The organism is Dyella terrae (assembly GCF_004322705.1).
GTDB lineage: Bacteria > Pseudomonadota > Gammaproteobacteria > Xanthomonadales > Rhodanobacteraceae > Dyella_D > Dyella_D terrae.
In genome coordinates, this window is sequence record NZ_SIZZ01000002.1 from 264831 (window position 1) to 285728 (window position 20898).

The 20898-nt window shown below is 64.2% G+C and carries 17 protein-coding genes; 12 read left to right on the forward strand and 5 right to left on the reverse strand.

Annotated elements, in window-relative coordinates; all coding sequences use genetic code 11:
• Window positions 1-14: 14 nt before the first annotated feature.
• Both EYV96_RS12095 and EYV96_RS12100 read right to left on the reverse strand, forming a co-directional pair.
• On the reverse strand, window positions 15-1253 hold the full coding sequence (locus EYV96_RS12095; protein ID WP_131151811.1) for a parallel beta-helix domain-containing protein: 1239 nt from the start codon (window positions 1251-1253) through the stop codon (window positions 15-17).
• 214 nt (window positions 1254-1467) lie between these two features.
• Window positions 1468-2550: an AraC family transcriptional regulator gene (locus tag EYV96_RS12100; RefSeq protein WP_131151812.1), complete on the reverse strand. Its 1083-nt coding sequence runs from the start codon at window positions 2548-2550 to the stop codon at window positions 1468-1470.
• A gap of 216 nt (window positions 2551-2766) precedes the next feature.
• Here EYV96_RS12100 and EYV96_RS12105 point away from each other — a divergent pair, with 216 nt between their 5' ends.
• On the forward strand, window positions 2767-3588 hold the full coding sequence (locus EYV96_RS12105) for an acid phosphatase (protein WP_165488671.1): 822 nt from the start codon (window positions 2767-2769) through the stop codon (window positions 3586-3588).
• A 1311-nt stretch (window positions 3589-4899) separates the two neighbouring features.
• Here the strand turns inward: EYV96_RS12105 and putA are convergent.
• Window positions 4900-8055: a bifunctional proline dehydrogenase/L-glutamate gamma-semialdehyde dehydrogenase PutA gene (putA, locus tag EYV96_RS12110; RefSeq protein WP_131151814.1), complete on the reverse strand. Its 3156-nt coding sequence runs from the start codon at window positions 8053-8055 to the stop codon at window positions 4900-4902.
• A 351-nt stretch (window positions 8056-8406) separates the two neighbouring features.
• On the opposite strand from putA, the gene EYV96_RS12115 reads away from it, so the two are divergent.
• The 5 genes from EYV96_RS12115 to EYV96_RS12130 all read left to right on the forward strand — a co-directional run bounded on the left by EYV96_RS12115 (window position 8407) and on the right by EYV96_RS12130 (window position 12667).
• Complete coding sequence (locus EYV96_RS12115) at window positions 8407-8892, forward strand: DUF2244 domain-containing protein (protein ID WP_240732487.1); 486 nt, start codon at window positions 8407-8409, stop codon at window positions 8890-8892.
• Window positions 8893-8912: 20 nt separating this feature from the next.
• Window positions 8913-9848, forward strand: coding sequence for a cytochrome c oxidase subunit II (gene coxB / locus EYV96_RS12120; protein ID WP_131151815.1), 936 nt, complete (start codon window positions 8913-8915; stop codon window positions 9846-9848).
• A 53-nt stretch (window positions 9849-9901) separates the two neighbouring features.
• Entirely contained in the window at window positions 9902-11518 is a 1617-nt protein-coding gene (gene ctaD / locus EYV96_RS12125; RefSeq protein ID WP_131151816.1) for a cytochrome c oxidase subunit I, read from the forward strand.
• A gap of 56 nt (window positions 11519-11574) precedes the next feature.
• Window positions 11575-11706: a hypothetical protein gene (locus EYV96_RS19030; RefSeq protein WP_276320318.1), complete on the forward strand. Its 132-nt coding sequence runs from the start codon at window positions 11575-11577 to the stop codon at window positions 11704-11706.
• 73 nt (window positions 11707-11779) lie between these two features.
• A complete protein-coding gene (locus EYV96_RS12130; protein ID WP_131151817.1) occupies window positions 11780-12667 on the forward strand; it encodes a cytochrome c oxidase subunit 3 in 888 nt (295 codons plus the stop codon).
• 407 nt (window positions 12668-13074) lie between these two features.
• Here the strand turns inward: EYV96_RS12130 and EYV96_RS12135 are convergent, their stop codons facing one another.
• Complete coding sequence (locus tag EYV96_RS12135; protein WP_131151818.1) at window positions 13075-13290, reverse strand: twin transmembrane helix small protein; 216 nt, start codon at window positions 13288-13290, stop codon at window positions 13075-13077.
• 59 nt (window positions 13291-13349) lie between these two features.
• On the opposite strand from EYV96_RS12135, the gene EYV96_RS12140 reads away from it, so the two are divergent.
• The 6 genes from EYV96_RS12140 (at window position 13350) to mgtA (ending at window position 20185) form a co-directional block, all read left to right on the forward strand.
• Entirely contained in the window at window positions 13350-14090 is a 741-nt protein-coding gene (locus EYV96_RS12140; RefSeq protein WP_131151819.1) for an SURF1 family protein, read from the forward strand.
• Window positions 14087-14680, forward strand: a complete 594-nt coding sequence (locus EYV96_RS12145) for a hypothetical protein (protein ID WP_131151820.1) — start codon at window positions 14087-14089, stop codon at window positions 14678-14680. The genes EYV96_RS12140 and EYV96_RS12145 overlap by 4 nt, the downstream gene beginning before the upstream one ends.
• Window positions 14680-15837, forward strand: coding sequence for a COX15/CtaA family protein (locus EYV96_RS12150; protein WP_131151821.1), 1158 nt, complete (start codon window positions 14680-14682; stop codon window positions 15835-15837). Before EYV96_RS12145 ends, EYV96_RS12150 begins: the two co-directional genes overlap by 1 nt.
• Entirely contained in the window at window positions 15830-16762 is a 933-nt protein-coding gene (cyoE, locus tag EYV96_RS12155; RefSeq protein ID WP_131151822.1) for a heme o synthase, read from the forward strand. The genes EYV96_RS12150 and cyoE overlap by 8 nt, the downstream gene beginning before the upstream one ends.
• A 360-nt stretch (window positions 16763-17122) precedes the next feature.
• Window positions 17123-17356 (forward strand): hypothetical protein, encoded by a 234-nt coding sequence (locus tag EYV96_RS12160; protein WP_131151823.1) that lies wholly within the window; start codon window positions 17123-17125, stop codon window positions 17354-17356.
• A gap of 162 nt (window positions 17357-17518) precedes the next feature.
• The gene (gene mgtA, locus EYV96_RS12165) at window positions 17519-20185 is read left to right on the forward strand and encodes a magnesium-translocating P-type ATPase (protein WP_131151824.1); all 2667 of its coding nucleotides are present in this window, start codon (window positions 17519-17521) and stop codon (window positions 20183-20185) included.
• A gap of 80 nt (window positions 20186-20265) precedes the next feature.
• Here mgtA and EYV96_RS12170 read toward each other — a convergent pair whose 3' ends face one another.
• Window positions 20266-20898 (reverse strand): DedA family protein, encoded by a 633-nt coding sequence (locus EYV96_RS12170; protein WP_131151825.1) that lies wholly within the window; start codon window positions 20896-20898, stop codon window positions 20266-20268.

Here is a 20898-nt window from a genome sequence, read left to right on the forward strand (position 1 = left end):
CATCAACGTCTACCTCAAGCTTTCGGTGCCGGCTCAAGAACCACGGGCGGCAGCTTGGGCAGCGTGCACTCGTAAGGCTTGGTATCGGTGCTGGGATTCTTGTAATCGTTCGGGCCATCGGCGTTGAGCACGCCATTGGCGCCGACGATGCAGATGCGATCGTCATCCGGCAGCTTGCCGTTCACCATCGACTTCGTATCGGCGTAACCGTCCCACAGCACGTCCGGGAACTTGCCGCTGACGCCATAGACGGCCGTCTTGAGCATCTTCAGCTTCATGCCGTCGGGCGATTCGCCGGCCGGGCCGAAGCGGTTGTCGTAGACGTAGATGCCCTTCGGGTACGGGTTGTAATCGGCCGCGACACCCTTGGCGTTGTAGTAGTTGGTCGAGAAGTAGCTGGAGATGATCACGTTCGCCGTCTGGTGGTTGGCGACGTCGTTGTCGAAGATCTCCACCTTGTCGTTCGAGTTCACCACGACGCCCGAGCCGGCCGGCACGCTGGCTACCGCGGCGCCCTTGGCGGCGAAGTTGCCGGTGTTGTTGTCATGCACCTGGTTCTTGAACACGCGCGTGGCCTTGCCGGCCTGCGACAGGTTCGGCATGTTGAAGACCAGGATACCGCCGGTGTTGTTGGTGGCGGTGTTCTCGAACACGTCGGCATTGACCGAGTTTTCGATTTCGATGCCGGCGACATTGAACTCGGCGCGATTGCGGCGCACGACAATGTTGTGCGACTGGCCGACGTAGATGCCGGCGTCCGATGCGCCGATCACGACGGAATCCTCGATCAGCACGTTCTGCGTCTTCACCGGATACAGGCCGTAGGCGCCGTTGGTGGTCTTCGGGCCGCCGGTCCATTCCACGCGCACGCCGCGGATGGTGATGTTCTTGCCCTGGTTGATCTTGAGCGCGTCACCCTTGGTGTCTTCCAGGGCGAGGTTCTCGATCGTGAAGTCGCTGGCATTGACCAGCAGGCCTTCGGGACCCACGACCTGGCCCTTGAAGGACAGGACGGTCTTGTCCATGCCGGCGCCGCGGATGGTCACGCCGTCCGTACGCAGGCTGAGGCCGCGCTTGAGCGAGTAATGACCGGCCGGGATATCGATGACCGTGCCCGGCTTGGCATCAAGCAACTGCTGCTGCAGCTTGGCGTTGAAGGCCGCGTCGGCATCGCTCTGTGCTGCCGGCTGTTCGCCGCCGCTGCAACCCGCCAGAACCGCGCCGATGGCGACGGTGAGAATCAACTTACGCATGTCCGGTGTACCTCCCCAGGAACCGAAACCTAAGACATTGCCGCCCGCGGGCAGCCCGACCTTCACTGTTGCTCAACAGAGGCCCGGGAGGGAGGGTAAAACGGCCAAGGGGAGGGGGGCAAAAGGGCCAAGATCGGGGGAGGGTGTAAGGAGTCAGGGGTGGATGGAAATTGCCCGGCCGATATGAAGAGCCCGGCCGAAGCCGGGCTCGTGCTCAAGCGGCGCGTCGCGCGGCCTGGGGTGGCATCCCCGTCCAGCGCTTGAACGCCCGGCGGAACTCGCGCGGGTCGCTGAAACCGATTTCCGAGCCGATCTCGGCGACGCTGAGCGCGCCGGCCTGGAGCAGTTCCAGGGCGCGTTCGGCGCGGACGCGATCGTGGATCTCGCGGAAAATGCGGCCACTCTCGGCCAGCTTGCGGCGCAGCGAGCGCTCGCTGAGATTGAGGGTCTTGGCCACGTCCTGCAGGCGCGGCTGGTCGCGCAGCTGGCTGCGCAGCAGGCGTTCGACGGCCGCGACGATTTCCTGGTGCGGTTCGCCGCCATCGGGCGTCATTTGCTGGGCGCACAGGGCCAGGGCTTGTTTGGCGGTCAGGGGGTTGTGGCCGGGCAAGAGGCGGGAAAGCCACTGCGTGTCGATGACCATGCGGCACTGCGCGGCGCCAAAGCGCGCCTCGCAACCGAAGACGTCCTGGTAGTTCCCTGCATAGGCCGGCTCGGGATAGGCCAGCTCCAGCCGCGTCGGGCGCAGGTCGGCGCTGACCAGTTCGCGCGCGATCATCACGCAGCTGGCGAACAGCTCCTCGCAGAAGAAAGGCAACAGTTCGGTATCGCCAAAACGCGGCCAGGCGACCAGGGCGACCTCGCGCTCGCTGAGCGTCTCGATGTTCAGCTCGAGCAGGCAGCCGCAGATCTTGTGATGCGCGATGCCCGCCATCATGGCTTCGCCCAGCGTACGCGAGGTCATCATCGCCAGGCCCAGCAGGCCGAAGCCGCCAATGGTGCCTTCGCTGCCGATGCGCAGGCCCGCGCCCGGCACGCTCAGCGCCTGCAGTGCGCGACGCACGAAGACGCTGGCCTGGCGATACGACACGCGCAGGGCAGGATCCGCCAGCTGCGCGCGCGTCAGGGCCAGCCCCGCGAACCACGCGCGACTGTCGATGCCCAGCGCATCGCCCATCTGCATCAGATAGAGCAGTTTGTTGGGCGGGAACTCGGCGGCGGTGAAACGCGGGTCCTCCGCCAGAGACGGATGGACAGTGGCCGGCGCTGCGCCGACCAGGGCGGCTGGACGTGCCATCGTGTGTTGAACCCCTGGAAACATGCCGGCCACGGCCGGCGACAAGGGGACTTCTATAGCACGCGAGCGCGGGGGCCTGCTTTCGCGTTGCACCATCGGCGCCAGCGGGGTGCGTCTCGTCCGCGCCGCGATTCACTGCCACGCGTATGACGTTTGGCAGTTTGCCTCGCGGGACCGATGCGGGTTACATCAACCGTTTGCTTGGGAGGAAACGGCATGACGCACGCACGCGCAACGATACGAACCATGGGCCTGGGCCTGTGTGTGCTGGCACTGGGCGCGTGCACGGCGACGAGCCCCAAGCCAGCCGAGACGACGCAGAACGGCCGGCCGCCAGGTTATCTGGCTGAACCCACGCAGTTGACCATGGCCGAGGTGCTGCCAGCGGCTCCGCAGGCAGGCTCGGTGCGTTACGAGGCCGATCGCGAGGTGTTCCGCCAGACGCGCAAGCTCGAAGGCTCGCCGCGCTGGGCGTTGGCCACCAGCGATGTGAAGACCGATATCCCGGACATGCTGCAGGACTTCAGCTGCTCCGTGGGCGTGTCGCTCGACAGCGCGCGCTTGCCCAGACTCACGCAGGTACTGAAGCGCGTGGAAGTCGATACGGACCGCATTACCGGCCCGGCGAAGAAGACCAACCAGCGCCTGCGTCCGTTCCTGATCGACGAAGGCAACATCTGCCAGGCCAAGGATCGTCTGAAGAACAGCTTCGACTATCCGTCGGGCCATTCCACCTGGGGCTGGACCGTGGGCACCGTGTTGTCGGAGCTGGCGCCTGATCGCATCACGCCGATCATGCTGCGCGCACGCAGTTACGCCGAAAGCCGCGTGGTGTGCGGTGCGCACAATCTCAGCGCCATTCAGATGGGCATGTTGAATGGCGCGACCATCATGATGCGCGTGCAGATGGAGCCGGCGTATCAGGCGGACATTGCGGCGGCGAAGAAGGAGCTCGATGCGGTGCGTGCGTCGTCGGCGCCGATGCCGGAAGGGCAGTGCAAGGCGGAGCGGGCGTTGATTACGCCGGTACCGTACTGATGTAGGAATGACAGCGCGTGGCGACAACCTGGTGTGATCGCCACTGGGCTTCTGCCTGCGTTTAAAGAGAGGGTGGGAGTAAAGGTCGCCACCCCATCCATGCCATCCCGGAGCCCGGCGGGGACCTTCGCCTGTCGCCTCACACTCCCCATCTTCGTCATGCTTGCGCAGGCAGACACCCAGTGGCGACCACACACGGTTGTCGCCTCACCCTCTCACGTCGTCATGCCGGCGAAAGCCGGCATCCAGGGGCGATCACGCTCATCTGTGCGATACCGCGACCGGGCCGCTTACGCAGCGGGCGTTTCGACCGACTGCCGTCGGTCGAGTCACTTTTCTTTTGCTGGCCCAAAATAAAAGTAACCCAAAGAAAATGGCCTAAGAGCCCGGGGGTGCGCTTGCGTTAGATACGTGTCTCACGGGACACGCAGGCTCAAGTGATCACCGGTGAGGCCAACTAACGTCCGACCGTTGGCTATCCGCCCCACCGCCGAAAGCGGGGTTGGGGGGCGACCCAACATCGGTCCGGAAGGGATGGGCGCAGCGAATAATCCAGGGGCGACCACGCACAGTTTCACTGCAAGCTCCAAAAACACCGTCATGCCTGCGCAGGCAGGCACCCAGTGGCGACCACACACGGTTGTCGCCTCACCCTCTCACGTCGTCATGCCGGCGAAAGCCGGCATCCAGGGGCGATCACGCTCATCTGTGCGATACCGCGACCGGGCCGCTTACGCAGCGGGCGTTTCGACCGGCTGCCGCCGGCCGAGTCACTTTTCTTTTGCTTGCCCAAAAGAAAAGTAACCCAAAGAAAATGGCATGAGAGCGGTGTGCGCTCACGTTAGATACGTGTCTCACGGGACACGCGGTCTCAAGTGATTACCGGTGAGGCCAACTAACGTCCGACTGTTTGCTATCCGCCCACCGCAATGGCTCTCGCGCACAATCCCGCGCCGTCGTCCATGGGCGACCACGCACGTTTTCACGGCATATCCCAAGAATGCCGTCTTGCCTGCGAAGGCAGGCACCCAGTGGCGATCACACTCGATGACCGTCTCATCCTCTCCACCCTGCCGTCATGCCGGCGAAGGCCGGCATCCAGTGGCCGCGACGTTTATCGGTGCGATACCCCACCTGACCTGCTCGTTACGGCAGAGGTTTCAACCATGTCCTGACATACCTGTCGCCACGTCTTCGGTCCATACGCCTGCGCAGAAGTGACGAAACTTTCCACGTGCACAAAAAAAGAAACCGCGCCATGAGCGCGGTTCCTTTTTTCCAATCGGTTTTTTTTCCAACCGACCTTGCGAATTACTCGCCGATCGTCAGCAGGCTCGCGTTGCCACCGGCAGCCGTCGTATTGATGGTGAGCGTGCGCTCGCCGGCAAAACGGAACAGGTAGTGCGGGCCGCCGGCCTTCGGGCCGGTGCCGGAGAGGCCTTCGCCGCCGAACGGCTGCACGCCGACCACGGCGCCGATCTGGTTGCGGTTGACGTAGCAGTTGCCGACGCGGGCGCGGCTTTGGATGAACTCCACCGTGTCGTCGATGCGGCTGTGGATGCCCAGCGTCAGACCGAAACCGGTAGCGTTGATCTGGTCGACGATCTTGCCCAGTTCATCGGACTTCCAGCGGATCACGTGCAGCACCGGGCCGAAGATTTCGCGCGTCAGCGTGGCGAGCGACGGGATTTCGTAGGCGCGCGGCGCGAAGTACGTACCGTTCGCGGCCACGTCGGCGTCGATGGCCACTTCGGCGATCTTCTTCGCTTCCTTGTCCATGCGCGCGGCATGGTCGACAAGGATCTTCTTCGCGTCTTCGTCGATCACCGGACCGACGTCGGTCGACAGCTGGCCCGGGTCACCGACCTTCAGCTCGGCCATGGCGCCGGCGAGCATGTCGCAGACCTTGTCGGCGATGTCTTCCTGCACGAACAGCACGCGCGCGGCCGAGCAACGCTGGCCGGCGGACTGGAACGCTGACGAGATGACGTCCTTGACGATCTGCTCGGGCAGCGCCGAGGAGTCGGCGATCATCGCGTTCTGGCCGCCGGTTTCGGCGATCAGTGCGGCGATCGGCGCGTTGCGTGCGGCGAGGGCGCGGTTGATCGCCCAGGCGGTTTCGGTCGAGCCGGTGAAGGCCACGCCAGCGATGCGCGGATCGCGCGTGAGGGCGGCACCCACGGTGGCGCCGTCGCCGGGCAGGAACTGCAGCACGTCAGCCGGCACGCCGGCGTCCTGCAGCAGCTTCACGGCGGCGTAGCCGATCAGGCTGGTCTGCTCGGCGGGCTTGGCAATAACGGCATTGCCAGCAGCAAGCGCGGCGCTGACCTGGCCGAGGAAGATCGCGAGCGGGAAGTTCCACGGGCTGATGCACACGAACACGCCGCGACCGTTGAGGAAGAGCTGGTTGCTCTCGCCGGTCGGGCCCGGGAGCTGTTCCGGATGAGCGAAGTGACGACGCGACATCGTGGCGTAGTAGCGCAGGAAGTCGGCCGCTTCGCGGATTTCAGCGATCGAGTCGGGCAGGCTCTTACCGGCTTCGCGCACGCACATCGCGATGAATTCGGCGCGGCGGGCTTCGAGCTGGTCGGCAGCGTGCTCAAGGATGGCGGCGCGGCTGGCGGCCGGCAGGCGATCCCACGCATGCTGCGCAGCGACGGCGTTGCCCAGTGCCTTTTCGACCGTGGCGCTGTCGGCAGTGACATAGCTACCCACGACCTGGCGACGATCGGCCGGGTTGGTGACCTGAACAGTCGCGCCGGCGCTGTTGGCGCCCGGAACGAGTGGGGTCGCGGTCCACGGGCCGGACTTGGCGTTGATGGACTCGGCCAGAGCCTTCAGTTCGTTGTCGTTGGAGAAGTTGACGCCCATGGAATTCTTCCGAAGTTCACCGTAGAGATTCACCGGCAGCGGAATGCGCGGGTGGGGGATGGAGGCAAAAGCACGCACGGTCTCGCACGGATCGGCGACCAGTTCGCGCACCGGCAGCGATTCGTCGACCACGCGGTTGACGAAGCTGGTATTGGCGCCGTTCTCAAGCAGACGACGCACGAGGTACGGCAGCAGGTCTTCATGCGTACCGACCGGCGCGTAAACGCGGCACGGAACGTTGAGGTTCTGCGGGCCGATCACTTCGGCGTACAGATCGGTGCCCATGCCGTGCAGGCGCTGGTACTCGTACGGACGACCCTGCGACAGATGATTGATCGCGGCGATCGAATGCGCGTTATGCGTGGCGAACTGCGGGTAGATCAGCTCGATGCCGGCATCGAACAGCTTGCGTGCGCAGGCCAGGTAGGACACGTCGGTGTTGGGCTTGCGCGTATACACCGGGTAACCGGGCATGCCGTTTTCCTGCGCGCGCTTGACCTCGGCGTCCCAGTAGGCGCCCTTCACCAGGCGCACGTACCAGCGGCGCTTGGCGGCGCGCGCGGTTTCGATCAGCCAGTCGATGACGAACGGCGTGCGCTTGGAGTACGCCTGCACCACGATGCCCAGGCCGTTCCAGCCTTCGAGCGACGGATGGGCGAAGACGTCGCCCATGATGTCGAGCGACAGCTCCAGGCGATCGCATTCTTCGGCGTCGACGGACAGGGCGATGCCCTGCTTCATCGCCAGCTGCGAGAGTTCCAGCAGCTTGGCGGTGAGGTCGCGGCGGGCAATCTCGCGCTTGGCCACTTCGTAACGCGGATGCAGCGCCGACAGCTTGACCGAGATGGACGGCGCGTCGGTGTGGTTCGCGAACGGGCCGCGTCCGCCGATGGCGGCGATCGCGTTGCGGTAATCCTGCTGGTAGCGCTCGGCGGTTTCCGAGGTGAGCGCCGATTCGCCCAGCATGTCGTAGGAATAGCGATACATCGCGTATTCCTTCTGTGCGCAGCGATCCAGTGCCTCGTTGATGCTGCGGCCCATCACGAACTGATGGCCCATGATGCGCATGGCCTGGCGCACGGCCAGGCGAATCGCCGGTTCACCCGCGCGGCCCACAAGGCGACGCAGGGCACCGGTGACGTTGTGGCGCGTGTCTTCGGCCAGGTTCACCAGCTTGCCGGTGAGCATCAGGCCCCAGGTGGAGGCGTTGACGAAAAGCGATTCGCTCTTGCCGAGATGCTTTTCCCAGTTGGCCTCGCCGAGCTTGTCGCGGATGAGCTTGTCAGCCGTGGACTTGTCGGGAATGCGCAGCAGGGCTTCGGCGACGCACATCAGCAGCACGCCTTCCTCGCTGGAGAGGTCGTACTGGCGCATGAAGGACTCGACCGCGCTCTGGTCCTTGGCGCGGGCGCGCACACGGGTCACCAGGTCGGCGGCCAGGTCGATCACTTTTTCGCGTTCAATGGCGGGCAGCGTGGCCTGAGCGAGCAGGTCGTTGACCGCTTCGGTCTCGTCGCGCAGCCAGGCGGCAGTAATGCGCGCGCGGGCCGGCTCGGCGCCGGTGGGGATTTCGGGGCTGAGAATGGGCTGGGTCACGGTTGTCAATGGGGTGGGGGATGCAGAATCCACCGATTGTACGCCCTTGGCGCGTCAGGGGTGAGCCTGCGGGGGATCGGGCCGGACCATGGGGCATGCCGGCGTCGACCGGGCGTGGGTCGGTCCCGTGCTCCCCGTCGGGTGCCGGAGGGTAGGCCCGAGCCGGGAAGCGTGGTGACGATGTCCGAATCTGCGTTGAGAGCATTCGGAATTTCTTATTGGACTTGCTTGGGTCCATGCGGAGGCGCACGCGGTCGCAGCACGCTGATTCGCGTCAACGCACTGCGTCATTCTTGCCCGAAGCCTCCCCGCGCCCTATCATTCGCGGGTTCCAGGCACGCCGGTATACCCATGATCGTGCTTCGACCAGCTGCCGCCGGCCTGCCGTGCGCGACTTTGTGGCTCAAGCCCAATCGCGCCCTCAGTCGGCGCGATCTGCGTCGACTGATCATGGTTCTGGCGGCTCTGGCGCTGACAACGGCCGGTCTGGGCGCGTGGCAGGGCAATGTATTTGCCCCACTGTTCGCCCTGGTCGAATCCTCCGCGGTGGCTTTCGCCCTTGGCGTAGCCTGGCGGGCCGGGGACCGCAGCGAGCGCATCACCCTCGACACGTCGTCGCTGGAGGTGCAATCCCTGCCAGCCCGCCGCAGTGCGCGCTTCCAGCCTTACTGGGTGCGAGTGCAGCTGAAGGAAGGGACCGGACGCCGTCGTCTGCTGCTGAGCTCGCACGGGCGCGAACTGGAGATCGGGGCATTCCTCAATGAGGGGGAACGCGCCGAGCTGTCAAAGAGACTCATGGTGCTGCTGGCGGAGATCAACCACCAGCCGCGCAGGTAGGTTCAACAAAGGTGCAAGACATGACATCTGGCGGCATCAGGATCAAGGCATGGGTGGCGATGGCCTGCGCGCTCTTTTGTGGCGCGGCATGGGCCAATCCCGAACCGGGACAGCTGAACATGACGCGCGGCGTGACCGAATGGTCGTCGGAGCCGTACTTCCTCAACAATGTCGCGCTTGGCGTTTGCGTGGTCATCGGCGTGCTGGTGTTCGGCGCCATGTTCGTCGCCATGTTCCGCTTCCGTAAGTCGCGCGGTGCCGTGGCCGAAAAGTGGTCGCACAACACCATGCTGGAAGTGGTCTGGACCACGATTCCGGTCATCATCCTGATCGTGCTGGCCTACCTGGCCACCGGTGGCCTGAAGACCTTCGCCGACACCACCGGCTCGCAGATGACCGTCAAGGTCACCGGCTACCAGTGGAAGTGGCGCTATGACTATGTCGACTACCAGGGCAAGGCCGTGGAAAAGGTCGGCTTCATGTCCAAGCTCGACCGCGAGAGCGACGAAACCCGTCAGCTGAAGTCGGGCATGGACCCGTATGCAGTCAAAGTCGACGGCTACAACACGTATCTGCTGAACGTGGACGAGCCGCTGGTCGTCCCGACCGACACCAAGATCCGCTTCGTGATCACCGCCGGTGACGTCATCCACTCCTGGTGGGTGCCGGCGCTCGGCTGGAAGATGGACGCGATCCCGGGCATCGTCAACGCCGCCTGGACCAATATCAAGGAGCCGGGTGTGTACCGCGGCCAGTGCGCCGAACTGTGCGGTCAGGACCATGGCTTCATGCCGATCGTGGTCAAGGCCGTGCCGAAGGCTGAGTTCGAGCAGTGGCTCGCTGCCAAGGAGCAGGCTGCCAAGCAGCCGGCCGCTCCGGCCGCGCCCGCCGCCGCTTCGACCGCAGCTGCGCCGGCCACCGCACAGGTTGCTCCCGCCACGGCCCCCCAGGGTTGATCCGCTGCTTCCGGCAGTCTCACGTTTTTCGCTTTAGGTAGAGGTGCAAGGCCATGGCCCACGCAGCCACCCACGATCACCACGACGATCATCACGGCGCGCCGAAGAACTTCTTCGTGCGTTGGTGCATGTCCACCAACCACAAGGACATCGGCACGCTGTACCTGGTCTTCTCGTTGCTGATGTTCTTCATCGGCGGCAGTTTCGCCATGGTCATCCGCGCCGAGCTGTTCAAGCCCGGCCTGCAGCTGGTCCAGCCGTACTTCTTCAACGAAATGACCACGATGCATGCGCTGGTCATGATCTTCGGTGCGGTCATGCCGGCCTTCGTCGGCCTCGGCAACTGGATGATTCCGCTGATGATCGGTGCGCCGGACATGGCGTTGCCGCGCATGAACAACCTGTCGTTCTGGATCCTGCCGTTCGCTTTCGCGATGCTGCTGTCCACCCTGTTCATGCCGGGCGGTGGCCCCGCCGGTGGCTGGACCATGTACCCGCCGCTGTCGCTGCAGGGTGACTCGGTCGCCAACCTGGTGTTCGCGGTCCATTTGATGGGTATCAGCTCGATCATGGGCGCGATCAACATCATCGCGACCATCCTGAACATGCGCGCTCCGGGCATGGACCTGCTGAAGATGCCGGTGTTCGTGTGGAGCTGGCTGATCACCGCGTTCCTGCTGATTGCCGTGATGCCGGTCCTCGCCGGTGCGGTCACGATGCTGCTGACCGACAAGTACTTCGGCACCAGCTTCTTCAATGCCGCCGGTGGCGGTGACCCGGTCCTGTTCCAGCACATCTTCTGGTTCTTCGGGCACCCCGAGGTGTACATCATGATCCTGCCGGCCTTCGGCCTGGTGTCTGAGATCATCCCGGCGTTCTCGCGCAAGCCCATCTTCGGCTACAAGGCGATGGTCTTCGCGATTGCCTCGATCGCCTTCCTGTCGTTCATCGTGTGGGCTCACCACATGTTTGCGGTGGGTCTGCCGCTCGGTGGCGAAATCTTCTTCATGTACGCCACGATGCTGATCGCCGTGCCGACGGGCGTGAAGGTGTTCAACTGGGTCAGCACCATGTGGGGCGGCTCGATGACCTTCGAGACCCCGATGCTGTTCGCGGTCGCCTTCGTCATCCTGTTCACCATCGGTGGCTTCTCGGGCCTGATGCTGGCGCTGGCTCCGGCCGACTTCCAGTACCACGACTCGTACTTCGTGGTGGCTCACTTCCACTATGTGCTGGTTACCGGCGCTGTCTTCGCCATCATCGCTGGCGCGTACTACTGGCTGCCGAAGTGGACCGGCAACATGTACAGCGAGTTCTGGGGCAAGATGCACTTCTGGAACAGCGTGATCTGGGTGAACGTCCTGTTCTTCCCGCAGCACTTCCTGGGTCTGGCCGGCATGCCGCGTCGTATCCCGGACTACAACGTCGCGTTCGCCAACTTCAACATGATCAGCTCCATCGGCGGCTTCCTGTTCGGCGCCTCGCAGCTCATCTTCGTTGGCGTCATCATCCACGCCGTGTGGTTCTCGAAGAAGAAGGCGACCGACCGCGTGTGGGAAGGTGCCAAGGGTCTGGAGTGGACCGTGCCGTCGCCGGCGCCGTACCACACTTTCGAAGTCCCGCCGGTCATTCATGACGACGAACTGGCTCACGGCCACGTCGATGACTGATCAGTAAATAAACGCCCCGGCCGCTAGCGACCGGGGCGGATTAGGCAAGGCATACGATGAACCGGCAAGACGCGGAAGCGGTCAAGCAAGCTCGAAAGAAAAGTGCACGACGTACGGCGATCATTGCGGCAGCTATTGCCATCGCCATCTTCGCGCTCTCGATCATTCAGATGCTGAAGTTCTCGTAAGGCCAAAGGTTTTGTATTTCCCGCGCGGTTTGGCGGGGTTTAAGTAACAAGAGAAGTCCACGGGGATCTCACCATGGGTCATCAGCAAGGCGCTTATTTCGTACCGACCAAGAGCTACTGGCCGATCGTGGCAGCGGTGGTCATGTTCGTCACCGTGTTCGGTGCCGCTCACTGGCTCAACGCAGAACCGGGTCAGGCTGGCTTCGGCAAGTCGTTGCTGACGATCGGCTTCATCGGCATTTTGCTGATGTTCTTCGGCTGGTTCCGTTCGGTCATTCGTGAGTCCCTCGCAGGTAGCTACAACCACCAGGTGGACACCTCGTTCCGCATGGGCATGCTGTGGTTCATCTTCTCCGAGGTGATGTTCTTCGCCGCCTTCTTCGGCGCCCTGTTCTATGCCCGCATGTTCGCGGTGCCGTGGCTCGGCGGCGAAGGCCATGGCGTGCTGACCCACCAGTTCCTTTGGGGTGACTACGCGGCAGCCTGGGGTTCCAATGGCGGTGGCGGCCCGGCCCGCATCGGTGGCGATTTCCAGACGGTGGCTCCGTGGGGCCTGCCGCTGCTCAACACCCTGATCCTGCTCACCTCCAGCGTCACGATCACCATCGCGCACCATGCCCTCAAGGCCGGTCACCGCGGCAAGATCCTTTGGTTCCTGGGCCTGACGGTCCTGCTGGGCGCCACGTTCCTTTACTTCCAGGCCCACGAGTACATCGAGGCCTACAAGGAACTGAACCTGACGCTGCAGAGCGGTGTGTACGGCTCGACCTTCTTCATGCTCACCGGCTTCCACGGCATGCACGTGACCCTGGGCACGATCATGCTGGCGATCATCTGGCTGCGCTGCGCCAAGGGCCACTTCACCAAGGAAAACCACTTCGGCTTCGAAGCGGTCGCCTGGTACTGGCACTTTGTGGACGTGGTCTGGCTCGGCCTGTTCATGTTCGTCTACATTCTCTGATCCTCAGGGATCGAGGTACGAAAAAGCCCGCCACTGGCGGGCTTTTTTTATGCCTCGTCCCCGCCGGGGTACGCGGGGAGGGCGCAAAGATGTAACCGGCTTAACAAGCGGGAAGACGATGGCCCGAAGGGTGGGATGAGGGGAGGGTGCTCATAGGAACGGATGCTCGAAGCGAGAGCCGGGCCGAGGCAACCAGCGACGGAAGCCGTGACGGGAAGAATGAAGAAGGCGTGGCTGCTCGGCCCGGCATGGCGCTAGGCAGGCCAGTGTTTCGATTCGGGTCAAAGCCCCGCGATGGAGGGATCGGCCTCGGGCCGGGGCCTCTCAACCCTCCCCAGGGCTGAAGGCCGACAACACCCGCGCGCTTTTGTCGCGCCCGGAGCGCGAAGGCGGGCGGGCAGTTACAATTACTGACCCACGCCGTGCGGGTGCAGCCAGCCCATCCAGATGCCGAGAACGACCATCAGGATGAGGAGCACCGAAAGCCCGATACGGCGGGTCAAAGCCCACACCGTGCGCTTGCTGCCATCCTTGTCGGTCATCATGAAATACAGCGCTTGACCGAGATTGAACAGCACCACCAGCAGCAGGATCACCAGCGCGTATTTGTAGATGGTTTCCACGTGATTGGCCCGAACGACGTTGACATTCGCAGTATAGCGGCCGCTTGCGGTGGCACTGCATGAGCCTGTTGAGGCGTCCCGCCTGGTGGGCGGTGTTGCTGACGCTCGCCGGAACCTTGCTGTTCCTGCGTTTAGGCGTCTGGCAGCTCGACCGTGCCAACGAAAAAGAGCAAATTCTGCGGCGCTATGCCGCAGCGGAAACCGCGCCACTGCGCGATTTTGCCGCGGTCGCTACGGCCCCGGCCGACGATGGTTTTCCCCGCGTTCGCCTGCGTGGCACCTACCTGGCCGACCGCCTCTACCTGCTCGACAACCCGCGGCATGACCAACGTGGCGGCGTGGAGGTCTATGCGCCTTTCCGCCCCGAAGGCATGACACAGTGGGTGCTGGTCGACCTGGGCTTCCTGCCGGGCAATGGCACCGACAAGGCGCCGCAGATACCCGCGCTTCCCGAAGGTCCGCAGGATGTCCATGGCCTGTACCAGCCGGCGCCGGGCGTGGGCTTCGAGATGGGCGGCGATGCGTTGTCACGCCAGACCGCCTGGCCGAAAACCACGATCTATCTCGACATCCCGCAGGTGGCCCGCGACCTCGGTCAGCCGCTGTACCCGCGTGTCGTGTCGCTCGATGCCGATCCCGCCGCGATCTACGTGCGCGAACACCAGCCTGATTTCTCGTCGATGCCGCCCGCGCGTCATCGCGCCTACGCCTTCCAGTGGTTCACCTTCGCCGTTGCTGCGGTGGTGATCTTCCTGATCCTGCATCGCAAGCGAAAAAAGCCCAAGTCGGACTCACCATGAATCAGCCCGCAAACCCGGCGCAGCGCAGCAGCCGCCTCAAACTCATTCTCGTCATGGCGGTGTTCATCGCGCCGATCCTTGCTGCAGGCCTGCTGACCCTGAGTGGCTGGCAGCCGACCGGCAAGGCCAACGGCCTGCCGATCACGCCGCAGCGCAACTTCGAGGAAGAAAAGCTGCGCGTGCAGACGGCGACCGGCAGCGACTGGGCCTGGCGTAACGCCGAGCCGCAGCTGACCTTGATCGCCATGCCGGGACCGGGCTGCGCCGCGCATTGCGTGGAAACGCTCAACAAGATGGCCGCCGCACGTGTCACGCTCAATCGCAATGCGCCGCGCCTGCGCCTGCTGCTGGTCGGCGACGCTCCGGCCGTTGGCAAGGTGGAGAAGGGCGCATGGCTGCCCGACGCGAATGTCGACTTCCAGTGGCAGCTCGGCACCGATGTCGACGCGAAGCTCGCATCGTGGCGCGCCACCCAGCCCGACAGCGTGTCGGCGCTGTTGGTCGAATCCAACGGCACGGCGCTGGCGCTGTATCCTGAAGGCTTCGATCCCACCGGTCTGCGCAAGGACCTTCAGAAGGTGATTCGCTGATGGCTCCCCGCACCGTCAAGATCCTGCGCGGCATTGCGCTGCTTGCCGCGGTGTTCGCGTTCGGCGTGGTGATGTTTGGCGCGTTCGTGCGCCTGTCGAACGCTGGCTTGTCGTGCCCTGACTGGCCCACCTGCTACGGCAAAGTCGCGTGGCCGGAGCATCAACACGAAATCGTGCAAGCCAACGAAGCGTTTCCTGATCGCCCCTTTGAAACGCACAAGGCCTGGCGTGAGCAGGTGCATCGCTTCCTCGCGGGCACGCTGGGCATGCTCGTACTCGCCCTCGCACTGATCGCGAGCTGGCGTACCGCATGGGCGCGCTGGTGCGTGATTGCCGGTGCGATTTTCGCAGCGATCGGCGTCACCATGTACATGCGCGGCGAACACGTGTGGTCGTCGGTGTTGTCCGCCTTCGCCATCGGCCTGCCCTTGCTGGCATCCATCGGGCTGAAGCGACCGGGCGCATGGCGCATCAGTGTGCTTGCCCTGGCCGTGATCATCTTCCAGGCCATGCTTGGCATGTGGACGGTGACGCTGCTGCTCAAACCCATTGTCGTGATGGGTCATCTGCTGGGCGGTATCACCACGTTCGCTTTGCTGGCCTATGCCGGCTTGCGCTTTGCCGGACTCGGTGCGCCGGACCATGGCCTCGCCGATCTGCGCCAGTGGATCGTGCTGGGCATCGTCTTGCTCATTGCGCAGATCGCGCTGGGCGGCTGGACGTCCGCCAACTACGCCGCACTCGCCTGCGGCACCGACTTCCCGAAGTGTCTGGGCCAGTGGGCACCGCCGACCGACTTCAAGGAAGCGTTCGTGCTGTGGCGCGGTATCGGCGTGAACTACGAAGGCGGCGTGCTCGACATGGCCGCACGAAGCGCCATCCAGATTGCGCATCGCATCGGCGCGCTCGTGGTGTTCTGCTATGTGCTGTGGCTGGCGTTCCGCGCCTCGCGTCGCGGCCTTCGCGCATTCGCCGTATTGTTGAGCGTCGTGCTCGTTTGCCAGGTCGTGCTCGGCATCAGCAACGTGCACTTCGGCCTGCCGCTGCCGGTGGCAACGCTGCATAACGGCGTGGCGGCACTGTTGCTGGCGGTGTTGATCGCCACGCTGGCACGCACCCAGAAAACCGAAAGCCTGCAGGGGACGGGCCATGACTAAGGCAGTTGCACGCGGCAGTTTGCTGCATTCCTTCCGTGCGTTTCTCGAGCTGACCAAGCCGCGCGTCGTCGCGCTGCTCGTGTTCTGTGCGGTGATTGGCATGTTCCTCGCGGTGCCGGGCATTCCGCCGTGGCGCGCGCTGGTGTTCGGCACCATCGGTATCTGGCTCGCCTCCGCGTCGGCGGCTGCCTTCAATCACCTGATCGATCAGCGCATCGACAAGGTGATGGCGCGTACGTCGCATCGCCCGCTGGCGACGGGTGAACTCACGCCGAAGCAGGTGCTGGCATTTGCGCTCGCGCTTGGCGTGATCTCGATGCTGGTCCTGGTGTTCCTGGTCAACACGCTGACGGCGCTGCTCACCTTCGGCGGCCTGATCGGTTATGCGGTGGTCTATACCGCTTACCTCAAGCGCGCCACGCCGCAGAACATCGTGATCGGTGGCCTCGCCGGCGCGATCCCGCCGGTGCTGGGCTGGACGGCCGTCACGGGTGAGATGCATGCCTTCGCCTTGCAGCTGTGCCTGATCATCTTCGTGTGGACGCCGCCGCATTTCTGGGCGCTGGCGATCTTCCGTCGCGAGGACTACTCGCGTGCGCAGGTGCCGATGCTGCCCGTGACGCATGGCGTGGTGTACACGCGCTGGCACGTGCTGTTCTACACCGTGCTGTTGTTCGTCGTGACCCTGCTTCCGGCGGTGACCGGCTACAGCGGCATCGTGTACCTGGCCGGCGCCGTTGTGCTGGGCCTGGCGTTCCTTTACTACGCCGTGCGGCTCCTGAATCCGCCGGACGAGTTCTACGCGATGAAGGTGTTCAACTACTCCATCGTGTACCTGATGGCGCTGTTTGCCTTCCTGCTGGCCGACCACTGGCTGGTCGATCCGCTGGTTCAGCAGGGTCTCGAGTTCCAGCGCGCCGCCTGAGGGCGGTGACGCTTGCGGCCGGATCGGGCGGCGTCGGGCCGCCCAATCCCTACCGCGCCTTAACGCAAGAACATTCGCTCCGCGATCAGCCATTTAGGCTTGACACTCCCGCACCGCAGCAAGACAATTCGCGCGCCCGCCGGCGCGCTGCGCCTGTGGACATTCCTGTCCGACCAAACCAAGGCATATGGACGTTTACCCTAGTCGCAACGTCGACATCCGCGAGCATCGGGTGCCGGCATTGCAATACAAGCTGATTGCCTGCGGCGACCGCCTGCGGTCGGCCGGCGCTTTCCTCGACTAGGGAAGACCGGCCCATCCCTGACGGCTGCCCCAGGCGCCGTTACGAGGAGATGGGCTATGAAGCTCCTTCGCGATTTTTTCCGTCTGCGCACCGCAGGTCGTGCCCTCGCGGGCGGCCGCCGTGCGTCCGTTGGCCGTGCCTGGACGATCACCGTCCCCGCGCCCCTGGAAAAGCCCCAGGCGCAGGTCATCGACATGCACTGGACGAGCAACACCAAGGGCCAGCGTCCGGAAGCCCGCTGGCACGGACATGCTGCCAAGCCGGCGCTGCGCCTGGTCTCGAGCCACTGATGCATCGCATCCCCGCCAGCCTTGCGCCGCGCAAAGGGTGGCCCCCGCCAGTGGGATGGCGCGGGCCGCACATGCGGCTTTAGCAGGCGATCAGGATTCGCGGCGAAGACGCCGCCGACTCGCTGATCCGCCCGGGCACCACCAGCATCATGGAAGCGAGTCATGTTGAAGCACTCCACCCAGACCGTAGCGGGCAAGGCGGCCGGCAAGGGCGCGTCCGCCCCCGTGCGCGTCGCCGTCGCATTGGAAGCATTCCGCCATAACGAGGCCCTCTTTGCCGCGCTGGACACCAGCGCTGCCGGCCTTAACGAAGAACAGATCGCCGAGCGCCTCGACCGCGACGGCGCCAACGAGGTATCGCACGAGAAGCCACCGCACTGGTCGCGCCAGCTCCTGCGCGCCTTCAAGAACCCCTTCATCATCGTGCTGCTGGTGCTCGCCGGCGTGCAGCTGTTCACCGATGACGAAGACCTTACCGGCCCGATCATCATCGCGGTGATGGTTGCCATCAGCGTGCTGCTCAGTTTCACGCAGGAGTTCCGCTCGTCGCAGGCCGCGGAGAAGCTCAAAGCCATGGTGCGCAATACCGCCACCGTGACCCGCCGTGCGTCCGATGGTCACAGCGAACGGATCGAAGTGCCGGTCGGCGAACTGGTTGCCGGCGACATCGTGCATCTCGCCGCGGGCGACATGGTGCCCGCCGACCTGCGCCTGTTCAGCGCGAAAGACCTTTTCATCAGCCAGGCCATCCTCACCGGCGAATCGCTGCCGGTGGAGAAAGCGGCTCCCACGCCTGCACAAGTGGCCGAATTCGGCGGCCGCGACGAGCACGACAATCCGCTGGATCTGCCGACGGTCTGCTACATGGGCACCAACGTCGTCAGCGGCACCGCGAGCGCCGTCGTGGTCGCGACCGGTTCGCGCACGTACCTGGGCTCACTCGCCCGAACCATCGTCGGCCAGCGCGTGCAGACCAGCTTCGATCGTGGCGTGAACAGCGTCAGCTGGCTGCTGATCCGCTTCATGGCGGTGATGGTGCCGATCGTTTTCCTCATCAACTGGGTCGACAAGGGCGACTGGCTGCAGGCTTTCCTGTTCGCCCTTTCCGTCGCCGTTGGCCTGACGCCGGAAATGCTGCCGCTGATCGTCACCGCGAACCTGGGCAAGGGCGCCATGGCGATGTCCAAGCGCAAGGTCGTGGTCAAGCGCCTCAACGCGATCCAGAATTTCGGCGCGATGGACGTGCTGTGCACGGACAAGACCGGCACGCTCACCCTCGACAAGATCGTGCTCGAACGCCACCTCGACCTGTACGGTGAAGAGTCGGACGAGGCACTGGAGTACGGCTACCTCAACAGCCGCTTCCAGACGGGCCTGAAGAACCTCATGGACAAGGCGGTGCTGGCCCATCGCGATCTCGAAGAGGCCGCGGCGCATTACCGCATCGTCGACGAGATTCCGTTCGACTTCCAGCGTCGCCGCATGTCGGTGGTGCTGGGCAATGGTGACGGCAACGAGTTGCTGGTGTGCAAGGGCGCGGTCGAGGAGATGCTGTCGATCTGCGTCAGCGTCAAGGCGGGCGACGAGATTCTGCCGATGACGGACGAGATGCGCGCCGACATCAAGGCGATGACGCGTCGTCTCAACGAGGATGGCCTTCGCGTGCTGGTCGTTGCGATCAAGCATCAGCCGCCGGCGAAGCGTGCCTATGGCGTGGGCGATGAAAGTGGCCTTACGGCTATCGGCTGCCTGGCCTTCCTCGATCCGCCGAAGGACACGGCCGCCACGGCCATCGCCGCCCTGCATCAGCACGGCGTTGCGGTGAAGGTCATCACGGGCGATAACGAGGCGGTGACGCGCAAGATCTGCCGCGAAGTCGGTCTCGATGTGGAGTACTCGCTGCAAGGCAAGCACATCGAACCGCTCGACGACGCGCAGCTGGACGAAGTGGTCCAGCGCACGACCGTGTTCGCGAAAATGTCGCCGCTGCAGAAAGCGCGCGTGGTGAAGTCGCTCCAGCGCCAGGGCCACACCGTGGGCTTCCTCGGCGACGGCATCAACGACGCACCGGCCCTGCGCGAGGCGGACGTCGGCATCTCGGTCGATACGGCCACGGACATCGCCAAGGAATCGGCGGACATCATCCTGCTGGAAAAGAATCTGATGGTGCTGGAGGAGGGCGTGCTCGAAGGGCGCGTCACCTTCGGCAACATCATGAAGTACATCAAAATGACGGCCAGCTCGAACTTCGGCAACGTGTTCAGCGTGCTGGTGGCGAGTGCCTTCCTGCCGTTCCTGCCGATGTTGCCGCTGCAGATCCTGGTGCAGAACCTGCTTTACGACATCTCGCAGCTGTCGATTCCGTTCGATCGCATGGACGAGGAATATCTGTCGCGACCGCGCAAGTGGGATGCCAGTGATATTGGTCGTTTCATGGTGTGGATCGGCCCGGTCAGCTCGATCTTCGACATGACGACGTTCTGGCTGATGTGGCATTACTTCGGCGCCAATGGGCCCGAGCACCAGTCGCTGTTCCAGTCCGGCTGGTTCATCGAGGGCCTGCTGTCGCAGACGCTGATCGTGCACATGATCCGCACGCGCCGCGTGCCGTTCCTGCAGAGCGTGGCCGCTGCGCCGGTACTGGCCCTGACGACGGCGATCATCATCATCGGCATGCTGGTGCCGTATTCGGCGCTCGGCGCGAAGATCGGCATGGTGCCGCTGCCGCCGGTGTACTTCGCCTGGCTGGCGGTGACGCTGCTGTGCTACTGCGGACTCACGCAGCTGATGAAGGTGATCTACATCCGCCGCTACGGTCGCTGGCTGTAACCAACCGCCAAAAAAAACGCCCTGGCCATGCCCAGGGCGTTTTTGTTTTGATCGTTGTCAGTGCGGAATGCCTGACGACCTCAGCCGCCGATCTCCCGCGCGCAAGCCGCCTGCTTGCGCTTGTGGCGCCACCACAGGAACAGCACCACGAGCAGGATGATGCCGCCGAGCACCCAAAGGCTGCTCTGGCCGCGGCGAATCCACATCATCAACCATTCGTGGTTGTTGGCTCCGAAGTAACCCAGGTAGACCCAGATCGGCACGCTGATCAGCGCCGCGAAACCATCCAGCAGCAAGAAGCGCATGAAGGACACGCGGTGCGTGGTGCCGGCGGTGATGTAGACCGCCGTGCGCATGCCCGGGAGGAAGCGCGCGATGAACATCAGGCGGTTGCCGTAACGCTCGAATTTCTCCTGCACCTTGGCATAGCGCTCGGGCGTGAGGACGCGCGCGACGACGCGCCACTGCAGGATGCGCGCGCCGTAATGGTGGCCCAGCAGAAACATGCCGGAGTCGCCCAGCAGGACGCCCACCATCGAGACGCCGAACATGACGTGCACGTTGCCGTAGCCCAGTCCCGTGATCACGCCACCGGCGACCAGGGTGATGTCTTCGGGCAAAGGCGCACCGGCACCGCAGAGCAGCAGCGCGATAAACACCGCTGCGTAGCCATTCTCGGCAAACAGCGTGATCAGTCGTTCAAGCAGGTCCAT

Excerpts from the sequence above, each read along its gene's own strand:
- EYV96_RS12100 (WP_131151812.1), bottom strand. The coding sequence starts at position 2,550 with ATGGCACGTCCAGCCGCCCTGGTCGGCGCAGCGCCGGCCACTGTCCAT.
- coxB (WP_131151815.1), top strand. The coding sequence starts at position 8,913 with ATGACATCTGGCGGCATCAGGATCAAGGCATGGGTGGCGATGGCCTGC.
- ctaD (WP_131151816.1), top strand. The coding sequence starts at position 9,902 with ATGGCCCACGCAGCCACCCACGATCACCACGACGATCATCACGGCGCG.
- EYV96_RS12115 (WP_240732487.1), top strand. The coding sequence starts at position 8,407 with ATGATCGTGCTTCGACCAGCTGCCGCCGGCCTGCCGTGCGCGACTTTG.
- EYV96_RS19030 (WP_276320318.1), top strand. The coding sequence starts at position 11,575 with ATGAACCGGCAAGACGCGGAAGCGGTCAAGCAAGCTCGAAAGAAAAGT.
- EYV96_RS12160 (WP_131151823.1), top strand. The coding sequence starts at position 17,123 with ATGAAGCTCCTTCGCGATTTTTTCCGTCTGCGCACCGCAGGTCGTGCC.
- EYV96_RS12130 (WP_131151817.1), top strand. The coding sequence starts at position 11,780 with ATGGGTCATCAGCAAGGCGCTTATTTCGTACCGACCAAGAGCTACTGG.
- EYV96_RS12095 (WP_131151811.1), bottom strand. The coding sequence starts at position 1,253 with ATGCGTAAGTTGATTCTCACCGTCGCCATCGGCGCGGTTCTGGCGGGT.
- EYV96_RS12140 (WP_131151819.1), top strand. The coding sequence starts at position 13,350 with ATGAGCCTGTTGAGGCGTCCCGCCTGGTGGGCGGTGTTGCTGACGCTC.
- cyoE (WP_131151822.1), top strand. The coding sequence starts at position 15,830 with ATGACTAAGGCAGTTGCACGCGGCAGTTTGCTGCATTCCTTCCGTGCG.
- EYV96_RS12170 (WP_131151825.1), bottom strand. The coding sequence starts at position 20,898 with ATGGACCTGCTTGAACGACTGATCACGCTGTTTGCCGAGAATGGCTAC.
- EYV96_RS12105 (WP_165488671.1), top strand. The coding sequence starts at position 2,767 with ATGACGCACGCACGCGCAACGATACGAACCATGGGCCTGGGCCTGTGT.
- mgtA (WP_131151824.1), top strand. The coding sequence starts at position 17,519 with ATGTTGAAGCACTCCACCCAGACCGTAGCGGGCAAGGCGGCCGGCAAG.
- EYV96_RS12150 (WP_131151821.1), top strand. The coding sequence starts at position 14,680 with ATGGCTCCCCGCACCGTCAAGATCCTGCGCGGCATTGCGCTGCTTGCC.
- EYV96_RS12145 (WP_131151820.1), top strand. The coding sequence starts at position 14,087 with ATGAATCAGCCCGCAAACCCGGCGCAGCGCAGCAGCCGCCTCAAACTC.